Annotated in this window: 23 protein-coding genes; 9 read left to right on the forward strand and 14 right to left on the reverse strand. The window is 67.5% G+C overall.

Features of this window, described 5'->3' with window-relative positions; all coding sequences use genetic code 11:
* The 5 genes from AC1DTF_RS16980 to AC1DTF_RS17000 form a co-directional block, all read right to left on the reverse strand.
* The coding region (locus AC1DTF_RS16980; RefSeq protein ID WP_477474905.1) for an enoyl-CoA hydratase at positions 1-778 on the reverse strand (778 nt) is incomplete at its 3' end.
* Positions 779-825: 47 nt separating this feature from the next.
* The gene (locus AC1DTF_RS16985; RefSeq protein WP_477474906.1) at positions 826-1,971 is read right to left on the reverse strand and encodes a thiolase family protein; all 1,146 of its coding nucleotides are present in this window, start codon (positions 1,969-1,971) and stop codon (positions 826-828) included.
* Positions 1,968-2,399, reverse strand: a complete 432-nt coding sequence (locus AC1DTF_RS16990) for a Zn-ribbon domain-containing OB-fold protein (protein WP_477474907.1) — start codon at positions 2,397-2,399, stop codon at positions 1,968-1,970. Before AC1DTF_RS16990 ends, AC1DTF_RS16985 begins: the two co-directional genes overlap by 4 nt.
* Before the next feature lie 78 nt (positions 2,400-2,477).
* Positions 2,478-3,356 (reverse strand): ArgK/MeaB family GTPase, encoded by an 879-nt coding sequence (locus AC1DTF_RS16995; RefSeq protein ID WP_477474908.1) that lies wholly within the window; start codon positions 3,354-3,356, stop codon positions 2,478-2,480.
* An 11-nt stretch (positions 3,357-3,367) separates the two neighbouring features.
* Positions 3,368-4,504, reverse strand: a complete 1,137-nt coding sequence (locus AC1DTF_RS17000; RefSeq protein ID WP_477474909.1) for a thiolase family protein — start codon at positions 4,502-4,504, stop codon at positions 3,368-3,370.
* 78 nt (positions 4,505-4,582) lie between these two features.
* Here AC1DTF_RS17000 and AC1DTF_RS17005 point away from each other — a divergent pair, with 78 nt between their 5' ends.
* Together AC1DTF_RS17005 and AC1DTF_RS17010 are read left to right on the forward strand one after the other, a co-directional pair.
* Entirely contained in the window at positions 4,583-5,347 is a 765-nt protein-coding gene (locus AC1DTF_RS17005) for an SDR family oxidoreductase (protein WP_477474910.1), read from the forward strand.
* Positions 5,344-6,081 carry an SDR family NAD(P)-dependent oxidoreductase gene (locus AC1DTF_RS17010; protein ID WP_477474911.1) on the forward strand — a complete coding sequence of 246 codons (738 nt, stop codon included), beginning with the start codon at positions 5,344-5,346 and terminating at the stop codon, positions 6,079-6,081. The genes AC1DTF_RS17005 and AC1DTF_RS17010 overlap by 4 nt, the downstream gene beginning before the upstream one ends.
* 7 nt (positions 6,082-6,088) lie before the next feature.
* Here AC1DTF_RS17010 and AC1DTF_RS17015 read toward each other — a convergent pair whose 3' ends face one another.
* Positions 6,089-7,450 carry a class I adenylate-forming enzyme family protein gene (locus AC1DTF_RS17015; protein ID WP_477474912.1) on the reverse strand — a complete coding sequence of 454 codons (1,362 nt, stop codon included), beginning with the start codon at positions 7,448-7,450 and terminating at the stop codon, positions 6,089-6,091.
* A 72-nt stretch (positions 7,451-7,522) separates the two neighbouring features.
* On the opposite strand from AC1DTF_RS17015, the gene AC1DTF_RS17020 reads away from it, so the two are divergent.
* Positions 7,523-7,819 carry a 2Fe-2S iron-sulfur cluster-binding protein gene (locus AC1DTF_RS17020; protein ID WP_149442482.1) on the forward strand — a complete coding sequence of 99 codons (297 nt, stop codon included), beginning with the start codon at positions 7,523-7,525 and terminating at the stop codon, positions 7,817-7,819.
* On the opposite strand, the gene AC1DTF_RS17025 is transcribed toward AC1DTF_RS17020, so the two are convergent.
* From AC1DTF_RS17025 to AC1DTF_RS17040, 4 genes are read right to left on the reverse strand one after another with little or no spacing between them, the layout of a single operon-like run.
* Positions 7,807-8,847, reverse strand: coding sequence for a CaiB/BaiF CoA transferase family protein (locus AC1DTF_RS17025; RefSeq protein ID WP_477474913.1), 1,041 nt, complete (start codon positions 8,845-8,847; stop codon positions 7,807-7,809). The two genes, AC1DTF_RS17020 and AC1DTF_RS17025, sit on opposite strands and share 13 nt — an antisense overlap.
* A 28-nt stretch (positions 8,848-8,875) precedes the next feature.
* Positions 8,876-9,832 (reverse strand): LLM class F420-dependent oxidoreductase, encoded by a 957-nt coding sequence (locus AC1DTF_RS17030; RefSeq protein ID WP_477474914.1) that lies wholly within the window; start codon positions 9,830-9,832, stop codon positions 8,876-8,878.
* On the reverse strand, positions 9,829-10,230 hold the full coding sequence (locus AC1DTF_RS17035; protein WP_057167308.1) for a cobalamin B12-binding domain-containing protein: 402 nt from the start codon (positions 10,228-10,230) through the stop codon (positions 9,829-9,831). Before AC1DTF_RS17035 ends, AC1DTF_RS17030 begins: the two co-directional genes overlap by 4 nt.
* Positions 10,230-11,819, reverse strand: coding sequence for a methylmalonyl-CoA mutase family protein (locus AC1DTF_RS17040; protein WP_477474915.1), 1,590 nt, complete (start codon positions 11,817-11,819; stop codon positions 10,230-10,232). The genes AC1DTF_RS17035 and AC1DTF_RS17040 overlap by 1 nt, the downstream gene beginning before the upstream one ends.
* Positions 11,820-12,039: 220 nt before the next feature.
* Here AC1DTF_RS17040 and AC1DTF_RS17045 point away from each other — a divergent pair, with 220 nt between their 5' ends.
* From AC1DTF_RS17045 to AC1DTF_RS17060, 4 genes are read left to right on the forward strand one after another with little or no spacing between them, the layout of a single operon-like run.
* Complete coding sequence (locus AC1DTF_RS17045; RefSeq protein WP_477474916.1) at positions 12,040-12,888, forward strand: SDR family oxidoreductase; 849 nt, start codon at positions 12,040-12,042, stop codon at positions 12,886-12,888.
* Positions 12,885-14,378 carry a class I adenylate-forming enzyme family protein gene (locus AC1DTF_RS17050; protein WP_057167311.1) on the forward strand — a complete coding sequence of 498 codons (1,494 nt, stop codon included), beginning with the start codon at positions 12,885-12,887 and terminating at the stop codon, positions 14,376-14,378. The genes AC1DTF_RS17045 and AC1DTF_RS17050 overlap by 4 nt, the downstream gene beginning before the upstream one ends.
* Positions 14,375-14,677: a hypothetical protein gene (locus tag AC1DTF_RS17055; RefSeq protein ID WP_057167312.1), complete on the forward strand. Its 303-nt coding sequence runs from the start codon at positions 14,375-14,377 to the stop codon at positions 14,675-14,677. Before AC1DTF_RS17050 ends, AC1DTF_RS17055 begins: the two co-directional genes overlap by 4 nt.
* A 38-nt stretch (positions 14,678-14,715) precedes the next feature.
* Positions 14,716-15,615 (forward strand): DUF1295 domain-containing protein, encoded by a 900-nt coding sequence (locus tag AC1DTF_RS17060; RefSeq protein ID WP_477474917.1) that lies wholly within the window; start codon positions 14,716-14,718, stop codon positions 15,613-15,615.
* A gap of 29 nt (positions 15,616-15,644) precedes the next feature.
* Here AC1DTF_RS17060 and AC1DTF_RS17065 read toward each other — a convergent pair whose 3' ends face one another.
* The gene (locus tag AC1DTF_RS17065) at positions 15,645-15,905 is read right to left on the reverse strand and encodes a hypothetical protein (RefSeq protein ID WP_057167313.1); all 261 of its coding nucleotides are present in this window, start codon (positions 15,903-15,905) and stop codon (positions 15,645-15,647) included.
* A 121-nt stretch (positions 15,906-16,026) separates the two neighbouring features.
* Positions 16,027-16,662: a TetR/AcrR family transcriptional regulator gene (locus AC1DTF_RS17070; RefSeq protein ID WP_477474918.1), complete on the reverse strand. Its 636-nt coding sequence runs from the start codon at positions 16,660-16,662 to the stop codon at positions 16,027-16,029.
* Positions 16,663-16,746: 84 nt separating this feature from the next.
* Between AC1DTF_RS17070 and AC1DTF_RS17075 the strand changes: the two genes are divergently transcribed.
* Positions 16,747-17,187, forward strand: a complete 441-nt coding sequence (locus AC1DTF_RS17075) for a nitroreductase/quinone reductase family protein (protein ID WP_477474919.1) — start codon at positions 16,747-16,749, stop codon at positions 17,185-17,187.
* Positions 17,188-17,222: 35 nt separating this feature from the next.
* Positions 17,223-17,801, forward strand: coding sequence for a TetR/AcrR family transcriptional regulator (locus tag AC1DTF_RS17080; RefSeq protein WP_057167316.1), 579 nt, complete (start codon positions 17,223-17,225; stop codon positions 17,799-17,801).
* Here the strand turns inward: AC1DTF_RS17080 and AC1DTF_RS17085 are convergent.
* Together AC1DTF_RS17085 and AC1DTF_RS17090 are read right to left on the reverse strand one after the other, a co-directional pair.
* Positions 17,792-18,517 (reverse strand): SDR family NAD(P)-dependent oxidoreductase, encoded by a 726-nt coding sequence (locus tag AC1DTF_RS17085; protein WP_477474920.1) that lies wholly within the window; start codon positions 18,515-18,517, stop codon positions 17,792-17,794. The two genes, AC1DTF_RS17080 and AC1DTF_RS17085, sit on opposite strands and share 10 nt — an antisense overlap.
* Before the next feature lie 14 nt (positions 18,518-18,531).
* Positions 18,532-19,299, reverse strand: a complete 768-nt coding sequence (locus AC1DTF_RS17090; RefSeq protein WP_477474921.1) for a FadR/GntR family transcriptional regulator — start codon at positions 19,297-19,299, stop codon at positions 18,532-18,534.
* Positions 19,300-19,307 lie beyond the last annotated feature (8 nt).

The raw sequence follows: 19,307 nt of genomic DNA on the forward strand, positions 1-19,307 counted from the left end.
GGGTGAAGCAGGCGTTCAGCGAGTTGTAGAAACCCTGGTTGTCCTGGGTCTGGTTCACCGATTCCTTGACCAGCAGTGCCGCCATGGTCGGCACCTTGGCGATACGGCGGGCGAATTCGACCGTCTTGTCGGCCAGTTCGTCGGCCGGGAAGATCTTGGACACCATGCCCAGCGCGTGCCCCTCCTCGACCGAGAGGGTGTCACCGGTGAGCATCAGCTCCTTGGTCTTGCGGGCACCGAACTCCCAAGGGTGCGCGAAGTATTCGACACCGCACATGCCCAGCCGGGTGCCGACGACGTCGGTGAACCGGGTGTTGTCGGCGGCGACGATCAGGTCGCAGGACCACATCAGCATCAGCGCCGCCGCGTAGACGTCACCGTGCACCGAGGCGATGGTGATCTTGCGCAGATTGCGCCAACGCCGGGTGTTCTCGAAGTAGTGATGCCACTCCTGCAGCATCAGACTCTCCGCGCCCTGCCGCGTCCCGCCGTTGACGGTGAAGCTGGGGTGCTGGTCCGGGCCCGGGGTGTATTCGGCGCGCTGCACCTTGGAGCCGACATCGTGGCCCGCGGAGAACATCGGACCGTTGCCGCCGAGGATGACGACACGCACGGTGTCGTCGGCCTCGGCACGCAGGAACGCCTCATGCAGCTCGACGAGCATGCCGCGGTTCTGCGCATTACGCGCCTCCGGCCGGTTCAGCATGATCCGGGCGATGGTGCCCTCGTCGAGGGTTTCGTATGTCACGAAGCGATATTCGGGAGTCTCGTCTGCCATGAATCGCACTCTATTCCTATGAGAACGCCGTTACCGCGACGGGCGCATTACAGCGAAAGGATGGTCGCCGACGCCGTTCCGGGGGCGCCGTACACCTGGGCCAGACCGACGCGCGGACTGCCGGGGACCTGACGCTCGCCCGCCTCGCCGCGCAACTGCCGGACCAACTCGTGCATCTGGCGCAGGCCCGAGGCACCGATCGGCTCGCCGTTGGCGATCAAGCCGCCGTCGGTGTTCACCGGGATGGAACCGTTGATCTCGGTGGCACCGTCGATCAGCAGCTTCTCCTGCTCGCCGTCGGCACACAGCCCGGTCTCGGCCATGTGGATGACCTCGGCGCCGGCATCGGTGTCCTGGAGCTGCGCGATGTCGACGTCCTCGGGCCCGATGCCGGCGGCCTCGTAGGCGGCCTTGGCGGCGAACACCGTCGGCGAGGGATCCTCGTCCAGCGGAGCCGAGGTGGCGTGCACCTCGTAGGCCCCGAAGGTGCGGGTGCGGATCTCACTGGCGCGCACGTACACCGGCTTGTCGGTGTATTTGTGGGCGATGTCGGCGCGGCACATGATGACCGCGGCCGCGCCTTCGTCCGGGGCGCAGAACATGTACTGGCGCAGCGGGTAGTTCAGCACCGGCGAGGCCATGATCTCCTCGACGGAGATCTCCTTGCGCCGGAAGGCGTTCGGGTTCAGCACACCGTTGCGGAAGTTCTTGTTGGCCACCCGCGCCAGCGTCTCCTCGGAGATGCCGTGCTTGTGGATGTAGTGATTGGCCTTGATGCCGAAGAACTTCGTGGTCACGAACTGGCCATTGTTGGCGTACCACTGCGGCAGCGCCAGCTTGGCCGGGTCATCGGTGAAGGCGCCGCGCGGATGCTTGTCCAGGCCGATCGCGATACCGATGTCGTACTTGCCCAACCGGATGGTGTCCGCGGTCTGCTGGATGGCGCTGGCCGAGGTGGCGCAGGCGTTGAAGACGTTGGTGAAGGTGATGCCGGTGAGCCCCACCAGGCGCGTGACGGCGTCGGGGTTGGACACCTCGTAGCTGCCGCCGAACCCGAACTGGATGTCTTTCCACTCCAGCTTCGCGTCGGCCAGCGCGCTGGTGATCGCCTCGGCGCCCATTTCCATCGCGGTCTTGTCGAACCGGCCGAACGGATGGATACCGACGCCGATGATCGCTACGTCATTGCTCATGAGTCGGAGCCTTTCTGAACCGGCTTGAACCAGAAGGTGACGAGCTCGTCACCGTCGGCATCGGTGGCGAACGGCTCCATGGTCAGTTCGACCTCCATGCCGAATTCCAGTTTGGCGGGGTCGTTCTCGGTAAGCCGTCCCTCGACGCGGATCAGGTCACCGAGTTGGACCAGGCCGACACCGAACGGCACGAAGTCCTTGCCCGTCGGACCGGCATACGGCGCTCCCGGCGGGAAGCCCTGGGTCGTCCACGCCACGACGGTGCCGCGGCGGGGCAGCAGCAGATCAGCCATCTCGGCCTTGCTGCATTTGGGGCAGCGCTCTTGACGCGGGAACGTCGTCGCGGAACACGCGCCACACTGGCTGCCGATGAGTTGCGGGTTCTCATCGGGCCAGGTGGAGATCTCGGGGGCAAGCGCCTTCTGCATCAGGCTCCTCGGCTACCTGTAGAAGAATGTATTGACGAATTCGTACAGTAGCATTTGTCTAAAGTGGAAACCACATTCTCATTGAGGTTTGACCTGCGCACCATCGAGTAGCCGGGTGGTCGCCGCGTAGACATCGAGGTGGCCGTCGGCCACCTGCGCGGCCAGTTCATCGAGACCGGAATCAGACTGCAGCGCACTCTGTGCCAGCGACAGAATCTGCAGCCGGGCACGAATCGCCCGTCGCTCGGCAGTATCGGTGCGATGGTGGGCGTCGATGGCGACGATCAGTTCCTCGATACCGGTGTTCTGCGACGCGATGATCTTGAGGAYCGGCAACCCGGTCTCGATGTGCAGGTCCCTGGCGGTCTGATCGGCACCGTCGCGGTCGGCCTTGTTGACGACGATGATGTCGGCGATCTCCAGCAGACCCGCCTTGGCGGCCTGGATCGCATCTCCGGCCCCCGGGTTGAGGATGGCCACCGTCGGGTCTGCGACGGCGGCGATCTCGATCTCCGACTGACCCACTCCCACCGTCTCCAGCACGACGATGTCGTAGTGCAGTGCCGCCAGCAGCCGGATCGCCGCGGGCACCGCGGCGGCCAACCCGCCGAGGTGTCCGCGGGTGGCCACCGAACGGATCATGACGTCGGGGTCGTTGATGTGGGCGGCCATCCGGATCCGGTCACCGAGCAGCGCTCCCCCGCTGTACGGCGAGGACGGGTCGACGGCCAGCACCGCGACCCGTAACCCCCTGGCCCGGTACGCCGATACGAGCACCGCGACGGTGGTGGACTTTCCCGCGCCCGGCGGACCGGTGATCCCGACGGTGCGCACCGGCGATGCGGGCAGCATCGCCAGCACCTCGTCGCGACGCTCGCTTTCGACCAGGCTCAGCAGCCGGCCTGCGGCACGCTGCGATCCGGCACGCGCGGCGTCGAGCAGTTCCTGGATGTCCATCGACTGCGACTTTATGGCGCGACCTCGATGACCGTGGCCGAACCCATACCGCCACCCGCGCACATCGCGGCCACGCCGATACCACCTCCGCGCCTGCGCAGTTCGTGCACCAGGGTGACGATCATCCGGGCGCCGGTGGCCGCCACCGGATGCCCCAGCGAACAACCGCTGCCGCTGACATTGACCTTGTCCGGGTCGATGTCGAGCAGCTTGATGGTGGCCACGCACATCGCCGCGAACGCCTCGTTGATCTCGAACAGGTCGACATCGGAGAGCGAGATCCGGGCCCGGGTAAGGGCTTTGGTGATGGCCTCCACCGGGGCGAGCCCGGTGAATGCCGGATCCACCCCGACCGATGCCCAGGCGCGGATGGTGCCGAGCGCGGGCAGTCCGAGCCGGTCGCTGGCGATGGCCAGCGCCGCCGAGGCGTCGTTGGCGCCGCAGGCGTTGCCCGCGGTGATCGAGAAGCCGTCGATCTCCGGGTGCAGCACCTTGAGTCCGGCCAGCTTCTCCAAGGTGGTGTCGCGGCGGGGATGTTCGTCGGTGTCGAATACCCCGTGCGGGGTGTCGATGGGCAGGATCTCGTCCTTGAAGCGTCCCTCGTCGATGGCCGCGATGGCCTTCTGATGTGAGCCCAGCGCCCAGGCGTCCATCTCCTCGCGGGTCACCCCGGCCTTGACCGCGGCGTTCCATCCGACGGTGATCGACATGTCCATATTCGGTGCGTCGGGCCGGTCGGGATGGGTCGGCGGGAACCACGGCTGGAACTCCTCGCCCACCTGGCGGATGAACCGTGGTGAGGTGGAGGCCGAGTTCACCCCTCCGGCGATGATCAGCTGATCCATCCCGGACCGGATGCTCGCGGCGGCAGTCTGTACCGCCGCCTGTCCGGCGGCGCAGTGCCGGTTGAGCGCCAGTCCGGGTACCGAGGTCAGGCCGGCGGTGACGGCCGCGTGCCGGGCGACCACGCCGCCGCCATAGAGGCCCTCGCCGAGGACGATGTCATCCACCGGGGCGCCGTCGAGTCCGGCGGCCACCGCTGCGACCACGTGGTCGGCGAGCACGTAGGCGTCGGTATCGCGCAGTGTGCCCTTCTTGGCGGTGCCGATCGGTGTGCGCACTGCGGAGACGATGACTGCCTCAGGCATCGGAACTGCCCCTTTCACGCTGGAATGAGAATGTTATTCTCTCAGTCTGAGAGTGCCAGTTGCAAGAAGGAGAAGTAGATGGACATCGCCGGTAGCTCCGCGCTCGTCGTGGGTGGCGCAGGAGGCCTTGGAGAAGCGACGGTCCGCCGATTGCACGCTGCGGGCGCCAAAGTGGTGGTCGCGGATCTGGCCGACGAGAAGGGCCCCAAGCTCGCCGAGGAGCTCGGCGTGAAGTACGTCCGCACCGACGCGACCTCCGAGGAATCCGTCAACGCCGCCATCGCCGAGGCAGAAGCCCTTGCCCCGCTGCGTATCTCGGTGGACACCCATGGCGGCCCGGCGGCCGGTGGCCGGCTGATCGGCAAGGACGGTTCGCCGCACGGCCTGGAGGGGTTCGAGACGACGGTCAAGTTCTATCTGACCGCGGTGTTCAACGTGATGCGGCTGGCCGCAGCGGCCATCGCGCGCACCGAACCGCTGGAAGAAGGCGGCCGCGGCGTCATCGTCAACACCGCATCCATCGCCGGCTACGAGGGACAGATCGGCCAGCTGGCCTACGCCGCGGCCAAGGGCGGCGTGCTGGGCATGACGCTGGTGGCCGCACGCGACCTGTCCCCGTTGGGCATTCGGGTCAACACCATCGCCCCCGGCACCATCAACACCCCGGCCTATGGCAAGGCCGCCGACCAACTGGAGCAGTACTGGGGCCCGCAGATCCCGTTCCCCAAGCGGATGGGCCGCTCGACCGAGTACGCCCAACTCGCCCAGAGCATCATCGAGAACGACTACCTCAACGGTGAGATCATCCGTCTCGACGGGGGTCTGCGGTTCCCGCCCAAGTGAGCTCGCTCGCCGGTAAGACGGCATTCGTCGCCGGAGCCAGCCGCGGGATCGGGGCCACCATCGCCCACGCGCTCGCCGCGGCGGGTGCATCGGTGGCGGTCGCGGCCCGTTCCGAACAGCGCGGCAAGATGCCCGGCACCATCGGCTCGGTGGCGGATTCGATCCGCGCACAGGGCGGTCGTGCGTTGGCCGTCCCATGCGATGTCACCAGCGAGGAGTCGGTCGACAGCGCTGTCGCCGAGACGGTTTCGGAGTTCGGCGGGATCGACATCCTGGTCGCCAATGCGGGCGTGCTGTGGCTGGGACCGGTGGAATCGACACCGCTCAAACGCTGGCAGCTGTGCCTGGACGTCAACCTGACCGGCGTCTTCCTGGTGACCAAGGCGGTGATCCCGCACGTGCGGGCCCGTGGCGGCGGATCGCTGATGGCCATCACCACCACCGGCGTCGGGATGGCCGGCGCGAACGCCTACTGGGTGTCCAAGGCTGCCGCCGAGCGGCTCTACCTGGGTTTGGCCGACGATCTGCGCCCGGACAATATCGCGGTGAACTGCCTCAGCCCGTCCCGGGTGGTGCTCACCGAGGGGTGGCAGGCCGGTGGCGGCGGAGTCGAGATCCCGCCCGAGTTCGTCGAACCACCCGAGGCGATGGGCCGGGCCGCGGTGCTGCTCGCCGGGCAGGACGCCACCGGGATCACCGGCACCGTGCAGCGCTCCGAGGAACTCACCGTCTGATCTTCGATCAGGAGTACTGGTCGCGCAGTACCCGCCGCAGCACCTTTCCCGACGGCAACCGCGGGATCGCGTCGACGAAGACCACCCGGCTCGGGCGTTTGTAGGACGACAGCCGCTCCCCCACCAGCGCGATCAGTTCCCGCTCGGCGACCGGCGTTCCGGCCGCGACGGCCGCGATGACCGCCTCACCATTCACGCCGTCGGGGATGCCGAACACCGCGCAGTCCTCGACCGCCGGGTGCCCGTGCAGCACCGCCTCCACCTCCGCGGGCGCCACCTGGAAACCGCGGACCTTGATCATCTCCTTGAGCCGGTCGGTGATCCGCAGCCAGCCATCGCTGTCCAGTTCGCCGATGTCCCCGGTGCGGTACCAGCCGTCGTCGAACGCGGCCGCGGTCGCGTCGCCGGGCAGGTAGCCGACCATCGCCGACTCCGAACGAACCTGGATCTCACCGCTGCCGGCGATCCGCACCGCCACACCGGGCACCGGTTTGCCCACCGTGTCCAACCGTGCGTCTCCGATCGGGCAGCAGGCGATCACCGGTAGTTCGCTGGCGCCGTAGGCCGAAATCCATGGCACACCGACCCGTTCGGTGACGGTATCGGCGACGCTCTTGGTGACCGGAGTCGCGCACCACATGATGTAGCGCAGCGAGGACAGGTCGTAGTTCTCCAGGTCCGGATGCGCGGCGATGGCCAGAGCGATGGGCGCGACGGCCATTTCGATGGTGATGCGGTCATCCTGGATATGGGACAGCATCCGGTTGATGTCGAAGCGTGGATGCAGGCGCATCCAGGCGCCGGCGTCGAGCACGGTGGCGATGTTGAGCAGCCCGAGGATGTGCGAGGGCGGCGTCATGATCTGCATACGATCGTCGGCCGTGAGACCGAGCGCGGTCCGCCAGTGCCGCACCGCCGCAGCGAAGCCCGCATGTGTGTGCCGCACGGCCTTGGGCATCCCGGTCGTCCCGGAGCTGAACACGAACAAAGCGTCGGCCTCGGGCAGCGCCGGTGCCCATCCGCCGTCGGCGGGTGAAATCGGCTCGTCCAGATGCAGCATAGGGATCAGGTCGGCCAGCACCGCGGTATCCCCGACGCCCAGCACCGGCGAGGTCAGCTCCAGCGCATGCGCAACCTCGGCCGGTTTCCAGGCAGAACTGAGCAGCACCACCGATGCACCCAGGCGCCAGATCGCCCGCAGTGCAACGACGAACTCGGGACGGTTGGACGACATCAGCGCGACCCGGTCACCGGCGCTCACGCCGCGGGCGGCGAGCGTGGCGGCCATCCCGTCGGACAGCGCGTCCAGCTCGGCCATGGTGTACTGACGGTCCCCGAATGCCAGGACCGGTTGGTTCTCTGCAGCCATCAACCGACTACCTTATCCGTAACGGAGAATGATATTCTCCATTTGTCAGAATCCGACGCCCAGGAGAGCTTGATGACGGCCGAACCAGTGCCCGCCGACGAAGTGACGATCCTGCTCGACGGTGCCCGCACCACGACGCTGCCGGTCGCAGGCGACACGCTGCTGGAAACGGCACGACGCGCCGGCCTGACTCCCCCGTTCGCCTGCGAGGCGGGTAACTGTGGCACCTGCATCGCCAAACTCACCGAGGGCAGCGCGACCATGAAGGTCAACGACGCGCTCGACGACGACGAGGTCGAAGAGGGCTATGTCCTGACGTGCCAGGCGATCCCGAACCCGGGCCCGCTGACGGTCGATTACGACGACTGAGGCACAACGTCGAACATCGGTGCCGGCCGGTACTCCGGTTCGAAACCCTCCACCCGGATCGGGCTGGCCACCAGCCGGAAATCACCCGCGGTGACCACCATCTCCGGGGTGTCCTCCAACGCCTGCGGCAGTGAGCGCACCGCCGCCGCCGGGATGCCGAGCGGCTTGAGTCTGATCTCCCAGTTCACCGCGGTGTCGGAGGCCAGCGCCGCCGACACGAGCGCCAGCACGTCCTCGCGGGCCGCGGCCCGCTCCACCCTGGTCTCGAAGCCGGCGATTCCCGCCTCCCCCGCGAAGGAACGCCAGAACCCGTCATGGGTGATGAACAGCGCGAGGTGGCCGTCAGCGGTCGGAAAGAGCTGTGCGGGAACGTAATAGGAGTGCGCCCCGAACGGGTAGCGCTTCGGCTCGGCGCCGTCGTTCAGGTAGGCCGCGGCGCGGTAGTTCAGTTGCGAGAGCATGACGTCGCGCAGGCACACGTCCACCTGTCCGCCGTCGCCGGACACGATCTTCGCGAGCAGGCCCAGCGCGGCGGTCAGACCCGTCGAATTGTCGGCGGCCGAGTAGCCCGGCAGCGTGGGCGGCCCGTCCGGGTCACCGGTCATCGCGGCCACGCCGGTCGCGGCCTGGATGACGTAGTCGAAGGCCGGGTCGTCCCCGCCGTGCAGGCCGAATCCGGTGAGTGCGACGCACACGATCTTCTCGTTGTACCGGCGCAGATTCTCATACGTCAGGCCCAGCTTCTTGATCGCCGAGGGCTTCATGTTGACCAGCAGCGCGTGCGAATCGGCCACCAGCTCACCGAGTCTGGCGCGGCCGTCCTCGGATGCCAGGTCCAGGCAGACGCTGCGCTTGTTGCGGTTGAGGCTGGCGAAATAGCTGTCGCTGACCTGCCTGGAGATCTCACCGCCGGGCGGCTCGACCTTGATGACCTCGGCGCCGAGGTCGGCGAGCAGCATGGTGGCGTACGGGCCTGCCAGCATCACGCCGATCTCGATAATGCGGATGCCGGCGAGCGGGCCCGTCACAACCGTCTGCTCTTCGCGCAAGCGCTCATCACTGCACCTGCTTGGCGAGTTCGGCGATCACCTCACGCGTCCGATACTTGGACGCGATCAACTCGTCACGGTTATCACCGATCGGCAGCAGTCGCACCGACAGGTCGGTGACACCGGCGTCGGCGAAGGCCCTGAACCGCTTGAGGATCGATTCTTCGTCACCGGCGGCGCAGAGATCGCCGACGGTGCGGGCATCCCCACGGTCGAGCAGTCGCTGATAGTTGGGCGAGGTTTCGGCCTCGGCCAGGATGCGGTTGGCCCGGTCCTTCGCCTCGTCGATCTCGGAATTCGCGCACAGCGTGACCGGGATGCCCGCCACGATGCGCGGCGCAGGTTTGCCCGCCCCGGCGGCGGCCTTGTTGATCTTGGGGGCGATGTGCTCGCCGATGGCCTTCTCATCGGCCATCCACAGCGAGGTCCCGTCGGCGTGCTCGCCGGCGATCTGCAGCATGACCGGGCCGAGAGCCGCCACCAGTACCGGAAGCGGGGTCGCGGCGCCGAGCGCGGTCGGATTGTGCACGGTGAAGGTGTCGTTCTCGACATCCACCGGTCCGGGCCCGGAAATGGCAGCGTTGAACACCTGCAGGTAGTCGCGGGTGTACGCGGCGGGCTTGTCATACGGCAGGCCCAGCATGTCCCGGATGATCCAGTGATGCGACGGCCCGACCCCGAGAGCCAGCCGCCCGTTGGACACGGCATGCACCGAAAGCGCCTGACGAGCAAGGGCAATGGGGTGCTGCGCCTGTAGCGGCACCACGGCGGTTCCGAGTTCGATGCGGGTGCTGTGTGACGCCATCAGCGCCACCATGGTCAGCAAATCGAAATCGTCGGGCACCTGCGGCATCCAGGCGGTGGCCAGGCCGGCCGAGTCGGCCCATTCGATATCGGAGATCAGCTTGCTGACCTTGCGGGCCATATCGCCGCGCTCGGCCCCGATCATCACGCCGAGTCTCATGACTTGGAAACCTTCTCGGTGAGCGCGCGCACATCGGTCACCAGTTTCTCCAGCGACGTCCCGGTGGGGAACACCGCGGCCGCACCGGCATCCAGCAGCTTCTGCACATCGGCTTCGGGAATGGTGCCACCGACCACCACGGCGATATCGCCGGCATCAGCGGCCCGCAGCGCGTCCACAACACGGGTGGTCAACCCCACATGCGCGCCGGAGAGGATCGAAAGGCCCACCAGAGCAACGTCTTCCTGCAGCGCGATGGAGACGATGTCCTCGACACGCTGACGGATACCGGTGTAGACGACCTCGAAGCCGGCATCACGCAGCGTGCGCGCGACAATCTTGGCGCCCTTGTCGTGACCGTCCAGACCAGGCTTGGCGACCAATACGCGTGTAGCCACTAGAACACCACCGGCTGCTGGAACTCGCCCCACACTGCCTTGAGCGCCGAGACCATCTCGCCCACCGTGCAATACGCGTTGGCGCAGTCGATCAGCTTGTGCATCAGATTGTCGTCTCCCTCGGCTGCTCGGGCCAGCGTGGCAAGAGCTTCTTTCACGGCGACGTCGTCACGTTCGGCCTTGACCTTGGCCAACCGCGCAAGCTGCTTGTCCCGGCCCTCGGCGTCGAGCTCGTAGGTGGCCAGGTCGGGTGCGGGCTCGTCGACGACGAACTTGTTCACGCCGACGACCGGCCGCTCGCCGGACTCGATCTCGTGGTGGATCTTGAACGCTTCGTCGGCGATCAGGCCCTGCAGGTAGCCGTCCTCGATGCAGCGCACCATGCCACCGTGCTGTTCGAGATCGTGCATGATCTCGATGATCTTGGCCTCGGTGGCATCGGTGAGCGCCTCGACGAAGTACGAACCACCCAGCGGGTCGGCGACTTTCGTCACGCCGGTCTCATACGCCAGGATCTGCTGGGTGCGCAGCGCCAGCGTCGCCGACTCCTCGCTGGGCAGCGCGAACGGCTCATCCCAGGCCGYGGTGAACATCGACTGCACCCCGCCCAGAACCGCCGCCAACGATTCGTAGGCCACGCGAACCAGGTTGTTCTGCGCCTGCGGGGCATACAGCGACGCGCCGCCCGCGACACAGCCGAACCGGAACATCGCGGCCTTGTCGGTGGTGGCGCCGTAGCGCTCGCGCACGATGGTGGCCCACCGCCTGCGGCCTGCCCGGTACTTGGCGATCTCCTCGAAGAAGTCGCCGTGGGTGTAGAAGAAGAAGGAGATCTGCGGAGCGAACTTGTCGATGGTCATGCGGCCACGCTCGATCACCGTGTCGCAGTAGGTGACACCGTCGGCCAGGGTGAAGGCCATCTCCTGGACGGCGTTGGCGCCGGCGTCGCGGAAATGCGCACCGGCCACCGAGATGGCGTTGAAGCGCGGTACCTCGGCGGCGCAGAATTCGATCGTGTCGGCGATCAGCCGCAGCGACGGCTCGGGCGGCCAGATCCAGGTGCCGCGCGAGGCGTACTCCTTGAGGATGTCGTTCTGGATGGTGCCGGTGAGCTTCTCGCGCGGCACACCCTTCTTCTCGGCGGCGGCGACGTAGAACGCCAGCAGGATCGCGGCGGTGCCGTTGATGGTGAAGCTGGTGCTGATCTTGTCCAGCGGGATGCTGTCGAACAGGATCTCGGCGTCGGCCAGGGTGTCCACGGCGACACCGACGCGGCCCACCTCCTCGCCGTACTCCGGGTCGTCGCTGTCATACCCACACTGGGTGGGCAGATCCAGCGCCACCGACAGGCCGGTGCCGCCCTGGCCCAGGAGGTACCGGTAGCGCTCGTTGGACTCTTCGGCGGTGCCGAACCCGGAGTACTGCCGGAAGGTCCAGGTCTTGCCGCGGTATCCCGAGGCGAAGTTTCCGCGCGTGAACGGGTAGTCGCCGGGCGCGGGCGGATCTCCCGCGCGGTCCGCGGGACCGTACACGGGAGCCAGCGGGATCCCAGAGGGTGTCGCTACCGGGGAGGAGGATTGGTCGCTCATCACTGGATAACGTACTTGCTCAAAATGAGAATGCCAATACCGCTGGCTGAAAACATGCACTGTGACGGCCTGCAACACACTGCGACGCACCCGTCACGGGTTCCTCGACGACACCCCGGCGGCACGTCGTGCCTGGACATGAGCGATTATGACACTTGCCGAAAATGAGAATGCCAATACCATCAGGGGAAGCAAGACCCCTTCCGTCCGAGGAGTCAGTATGTCCAGCGAGCAACGTCCGCTTGCCGATCGCACCCTGGTGGTCTCCGGTGGCAGCCGCGGTATCGGGCTGGCCATCGCCCTAGGCGCCGCCAAGCAGGGAGCCAATGTGGTGTTGTTGGCCAAGACCGCCGAGCCCCACCCGAAGTTGCCGGGAACCGTGCACACTGCGGTCGCCGATGTCGAGGCCGTCGGCGCCAAAGCGGTGGCCGTGGTCGGCGATGTCCGCAAGGAGGAAGACGTCCAGCGGGCCATCGACACCGCGGTGCAGACCTTCGGCGGCATCGACATCGTCATCAACAACGCCAGCGCGATCGCCACCGAGCCCACCGAGGCGCTCGCGGCGAAGAAGTTCGATCTGATGATGGACATCAACGTGCGCGGCACCTTCCTGCTCACCAAGGCCGCGCTGCCCCACCTGCTGCAGTCCGCAGCAGCCCACGTCATCACCTTGGCGCCACCGCTGAACCTGAACCCGTACTGGCTGGGCGCGCACCCCGTCTACACGGTGTCCAAGTACGGGATGACGCTGCTGTCGCTGGGCTGGGCGCAGGAGGCCGCCCTACATCGGGAAGGCTCCAATATCGGGTTCAGCTGCCTGTGGCCGCAGACTTACATCGCGACATCGGCGGTGACGAACCTGGCCGACGGCGACAACCTGGCCTCGGCATCGCGCAGCCCGGAGATCATGGCCGACGCCGCGACCCAGATCCTGCTCGGTCCGCCCAAGGATGCCAACGGCCAGACCTACATCGACGCCGACGTCCTGACCAACGCCGGAATCACCGACCTGTCCCGTTATGGCGGTGGCGACGATCCCATCTGGGATATCTTCGTGGACAAATCATGAGTATCTCGCTGCTGCTGGAGATGGCGTCCTCGACCGATCCGGACCGCACCGCGGTCGTATCGGGTGACCTGCGGTTGACCACCGGCGAACTGAGCGAGCTCGCCGACGGCGGCGCCGGCGTGGTGGCCGCCTCGGGGGCCCAGCATGTCGCCTATGTCGGCGCCGGCGGCGCCCTGCTGCCGCTGCTCTTGTTCGCCTCGGCGCGTGCCGGAGTGCCGGTGACACCGCTGAACTACCGGCTGTCCCACGACGGCCTGCGCGCGCTGATCTCGCGGCTACCGGATCCGCTGGTCGTGGTGGACGACGAGTACCGCGCCGCCGTCGGCGACGGGTTCCGGGTGATCGGGTCGGCGGAGTTCCTGGCCGCCGCCCGCACCGCCGAGCCCGCGGCCGAGTTTCCCGATCCCGACTCGGTGGGCGTGGTGCTGTTCACCTCCGGCACCACCTCGGCGCCGAAAGCCGTTGAGCTCACCCATAACAACCTCACCAGCTATATCACCGGCACGGTCGAGTTCGCCTCCGCCGAACCCGGTGACGCCGCCTTGATCTGCGTGCCGCCCTATCACATCGCAGGCGTTTCGGCGGCGCTGTCGAACCTGTATGCCGGCCGGAAGATGGTGTATCTCACGCAGTTCGATGCCCGGGAGTGGGTGCGCCTCGTCGCATCCGAAGGGGTCACCTCGGCCACCGTGGTGCCGACCATGCTGGACCGCATCGTCACCGTGCTGGAATCCCAGAGCACGGCGCTGCCGACGCTGCGCACGCTGGCCTACGGCGGATCCAAGGTGGCACTTCCGCTGGTACGCAAGGCTCTTGAACTGCTGCCTGCGGTCGGCTTCGTCAACGCCTACGGCCTCACCGAGACCAGCTCGACGATCGCGGTGCTGACCCCCGACGATCACCGGGTCGCACTGAGCTCCGATGATGACGCGATCGCCAAGCGGCTCGGCTCCGTCGGCCAGCCGGTGCCCAGCATCGAGGTGCAGATCCGCGGCGAGGACGGAACCGTCCTGGGCGCAGGCGAAACCGGGGAACTGTTCGTGCGCGGTGAGCAGGTCTCCGGCCGCTACACCGGTATCGGCTCGGTGCTCGACGAGCAGGGCTGGTTCCCCACCAAGGATGTCGCGACCCTCGACGCGGACGGCTACCTCTATATCGGTGGACGCTCCGATGACACCATCATCCGCGGCGGCGAGAACATCGCGCCCGCCGAGATCGAAGATGTACTCGTCGAGCACCCGCATGTGCGGGATTGCGCGGTGGTCGGCCCCGAGGATCCCGAGTGGGGCCAGATCATCGTCGCGGTCGTGGTCCCCGCGGCCGGTGCCGAACCGCAACCCGAGGAACTCCGGGAGTTCGTCCGCGCGCAGCTGCGCGGATCCCGCACCCCGGACCGGGTCGTCTTCCGCGACGAGTTGCCCACCAACGCGACCGGCAAGGTGCTGCGCCGCGAACTCGTCAGCGAATTGAACGCAAAGGAGCCCGCATGATCAAGAACGGCACCCGTCTGCAGAGCCAGGTCTGCGACACCCAGGTCATCGTGGTGCGCGCCTCCGAGGGGCTCGAGGACCTGCGCGCCGGCGGCGCACCGCTGATCCCCGTCGGCGAGACCGCCGCCGAGGGCCTGTCGCTGGATCCCGCACTGTCCGACGGCAACCTGATGGGCAAGCGCTACGTCGATGACAGCGGCGCAGAGATCCTGGTGACCAAGGCCGGCGCGGGCACGCTCAGTATCGGCAGCACCCCCCTGGCGATCAAGGAAGCAAAGCCGCTGCCTGCCAGCGACTGAGTGGGAGACTGGATCTGGCACCCCTTTAGGCTCAGTCCATGACGACCATCAGCAAGTCGCGCTCGCTGGGCGTGGTGACCGCGGCCTACGTCGTCGCCATCGCGGTGGCGGTGGCGTGGTTGTGGCTGGGCCCGAGCACCGATCGACTCTGGCTCGACACCCTGATCGCCGATCTGCTGGCGACCGTGGCGATCTTCGTCTTCAGCCGGGTGTACCGCAATTCCAGCTTCTATGACGCCTATTGGAGCGTCATTCCGCCGCTGCTGTTGTTCTATTGGGTGTATCGCAGCGCCGATGTCGACCCGCTGCGCACCTGGCTCATCACCATCGTCGTGGTGCTGTGGGCGATCCGCCTGACCGCGAACTGGGTGTACGCGTTCCCGGGTCTGCATCACGAGGACTGGCGCTACCCGATGTTCAAGCAGCGCGCCGGCCGCTTCGAGATCCTCGCCGATCTGGTCGCCATCCACCTGATCCCCACACTGCAGGTTTTCCTGGCCATGGTGCCGGTGTACGTGGCGGTGACCCACCCCGGTCCCGGACTGGGGTGGCTTGCCTGGATCGCCTTCGTCGTGGGCCTGGCCGCGGTGACGCTGGAACTCGTCGCCGATGCGCAGATGCACCGTTTCGTCGCCGAGCGCCGCAGCGGTGACGCCATGGATCGCGGGGTGTGGGGTTGGTCGCGGCATCCCAACTATTTCGGTGAGTTCAGCTTCTGGGCGGCGCTGGCGCTCTTCGGTATCGCGGCGGCGCCGGCGGACTGGTGGTGGTTGATCATCGGCGCGCTCGCCATCCTGGCGATGTTCCTCGGGGCGAGCATCCCGATGATGGAAGAACGCAGCCTGCAACGCCGTCCCGCCTATCGGGATGTGGTGGACCGGGTCTCGCGGTTCGTGCCCTGGCCCCCGAAACGCGAAAGCGCGCCCCGCTCGGCGTGAGGCCGAGCGGGGCGCGCGATTGACGACGGTCAGTAAGTGGGGACGAAGACGTTGTTGATCCAGACGCCCCAGTGGTTCCAGCCGGCATCCCAGACCTGCGGGTTGCCCTGCGCCCATGCCGGGTCGGCCGGCTTGGGYGGCGCCCACGCCGGTGCGGTACCCGCGCTGGGGCCGGCCGGCGGCAGCGGAACCGGAGCGGGGTCGGCGAACGCCGTGCCAGCCAACGCAAGCGGGCCGGCGACGAGGCCACCGGCGATGGCGGCTCCAGCGATCATCTTCTTCACATTCATCACGAGATCCTCTTTCTGAGCACCTACGGAGCGGTCTGCCCCGTTGCAAACTGAACTGCAGACAAATACCGCTTCTATTGGCTAACTAAACGCGGGCGTCCGTGTGATCCGCGTCATTTCGCTACGCCCGCATGAGACGTGATGCGACCGTGGCGGCCTCGGCGGCGCCGCCGGGGAGCGGGCTCGCGGCCGTGGACCGCAACCCGTCGAGCAGCAGTGATATTTGACGACGGGCCACCACCGTCGCCTCCGGCCCGCCGTGATCGGCCAGGCAGGCGTTGAGCCACAGCGCGGTGTACAGGTCATCGACGGTGACGTCCGCGCGCAGGGCGCCGTCGGACTGGGCGTCGGCGATCAACCGTGCGCCGAGTTGGAGGCCGGCCCCGCACACCTTTTCGATGGCGGGTGACGCGTACCGCGAGCTGCACATCGCATCGCTGAAGGCGTGGTCGCCGGCCTGCAACTCGGACAACCCGAACACGTAGGCGGCGAGGCGATCCCACGGCGAGGAGGCGGCCAGCGACCGCTCGGACAGTTCCCCCAGCGTCTGGGTGAGCAGCGCCGGCAGGGCCGCATCGATGAGTTCCTCGCGGGTGGAGAAGCGGTTGTACAGCGTGCCGATGCTGACCCCGGCGTGGGCCGCGACGGCTTCCAGCGGTGCGCCCAGTCCGCGCTCACGGAACACGGCCCGCGCCGCGTCCAGCAGTTTCTCCAGGTTGCGCCGGGCATCGGCGCGCATCGCGCGTTGCTGGGCCATCGCACCTCCGGAACTAAGTTGACGCAGGTCCTCAATATAACGGTAGGCTGGCGTCGGTAACTTGAGTGTCGACCTCAATTTGGAGTGAATGTGAAACTGCCCTGGTACATCAAGCCCGGCAACGCAGTGATCGTTGCGCTGTCGCGGATCGGAATCCGTTTCGGTGCAAAGGGTCCGGTGATCCTCACGGCCACCGGACGCACATCGGGGCAGCCGCGGGCGACACCGGTGACACCGATGTTCGTCGACGGCAGGCAGTACGTCGCCGCAGCACCGGGGGCGGCCTGGATCGCGAACGCGCGGGCCAACCCGTCCATCACGCTGGGCCGCGGGCGGCGGATCGAGCGGGTCATGGCGGTCGAACTCGCTGACGACGACGCCCGACCGCTGCTGCGACTGCTACCGAGCCTCATTCCGGGCTGGGTCGGCTTCCTGCGCCAGGGCGGGCTGGTCACCGAGGGCGGTCCCGACGAATTCGAGGCGTTACTCGGGAGGATGCCGATCTTCCGGATGGACCCGAGGTAGGGCGGCCGGCCTAGCCGACCGGCTACGCTGGCCGCGTGAGCACCGAGGGCAGGCTGGCGCCGACCACCTACAGCGCCGCACAGACCCGCGTGATCACTGCCGCCCTGGACCTGTTCGGCGCGCACGGTGTCAGCGGCACCTCGCTGCAGATGATCGCCGATGCCATCGGTGTCACGAAAGCCGCTGTCTACCACCAGTTCAAGAGCAAGGACGAGGTCGTCATCGCCGTCGCCGAGACCGAGCTGGCCGCGCTGCAGGACGCCCTGGACGCCGCGGAAGAAGAGGCCGACCAGGTGACCGCGCGTGATGTGCTGCTCACCCGGGTCGTCGACATGGCTGTCACCCGCCGCCAGCTCACCGGCGTGCTGCAGTTCGACCCGGTCGTGGTGCGCCTGCTGGCCGAGCACCAGCCCTTCGCGCAGTTCATCGAGCGGCTGTATCAGGTGCTGCTCGGCGGCGGTGTCGGAGTCGAGGCCCGGGTCAATGCCGCGGTCATGTCCGGGGCACTCAGCGCGGCGGTGATGCACCCGCTGGTCACCGATGTCGACGATGACACCCTGCGGGCCCAGATCCTCAAGGTGACCCGACGCATCCTGGACCTGCCTCAGGCGTGACGACTGGTCACTCCCCCGTCGACCACCAGGTAGGTACCGGTGATGAACGACGCCTTCGGTGACATCAGGAACGCCACCGCCGCGGCCACCTCCTCGGGATCGCCGATCCGGCCCAGCGGTGCGGCCTGCACGAAACTGTCGCGGACCTCCTCGACGTCCAGCGCGATCTGCAGCATCGGCGTGCGGATGAAGCCGGGGCACACCGCGTTGATCCGGATCCCGGACGGACCGAGCTGAGCCGCCATCGACCGGGTCAGTCCGAGCAGCCCGGCCTTGGACGCGCAGTAGGCCGGGATGAACGGATTGGCCGTCAGCCCTTCGATACTCGAGATGCCGACGACCGCCGGCGCGCCTCCGGAGCGAGCGCTGACCTCCAGCTGAGGCAGCAGCTGCTGCACCAGCATCGCCTGTGCGCGCAAATTCACATCGAGCACCGCATCCCAGGATTCCTCGGTGTAGGCGCCCACCGGTTCCGGGATCACCCGGCCTGCGGCATGCACCAGCCCGTCGACCCCGTCGAGCGACCCGATGGCGGCCGCGGTCGCCGCGGTGTCCGTGACGTCGACGACGGCACCGGGCATCCCCAACTCGGCCGCGACCTCGATGACCTCAGCGGCCATATCCCACAACACGACCCGTCTCCCGTCGGCGACCAACGCCTGCGCGCTCGCCCGTCCGATACCCGATGCCGCTCCGGTGATCACCACTGCTGTCATGGGCAGAACCTAGGTCAGCAGGTACGCCGTTCGTGCGGCTTTGCGCCACGTGCCGCCCGCACCACGTCATCGGTGAAGCGTTCCAGCAGCACGGCCTGGGTGGCGGCCAGGTGCTTGCGCGCGATGCGTTCGGCCTCGGACGCGTTGCCCGCGGCGATCTCCYCGACGAGCCTGCGGTGGGTGCGTACGGCGCCGCGCGCCTGCGCCGGTGAGGGGTACTCGCCGCGCTTGACGACGTAGTCGGCCCACTTCTCCTCCTGTGCCGACCACAGCGCGACCAGGCTTCCCACCACGTGTCGGACGGTGGCGTTCGGGGTGTATTCGACCACCAGATCATGGAATTCACGCGCGATGCGGGTGAAGGCGGCGCCATCGGCGACCGCTTCGGCGGACGCGTCGACATTGCGGGTGAGTGCCGGCACCACGATCTTGAGCCGATCCGTGCGGCGCGCCACCTCGGCCACACACAGCGGTTCGAGTAGCTGCAGTCCGGCCGCCAGGTCGCCCAGCGACACGGCGGACCCCTGCAGCGCCAGACCCAGGTGATAGGCCGCCGACGATTCGTCGGGCCGGTGTACCTCGGCGCCGCCGACGCTGCCGCGGCGCACCGTCACCAACCCCTCGGTCTCCAGGATGCGCAGCGCCTCGCGGACCGAGGGATAGCTGACACCGAACTCGGTGACCAGCTGGTCCTGGGTCGGCAATCGGTCGGCGCCGGCCAGGATCCGGTCCCGCAGCTCGCCCGCGACGGTCTCGGCGATGCGGTGTTGCGGGGTACGCATGGAACAAA

This window comes from Mycobacterium sp. P4_H6, assembly GCF_056400845.1.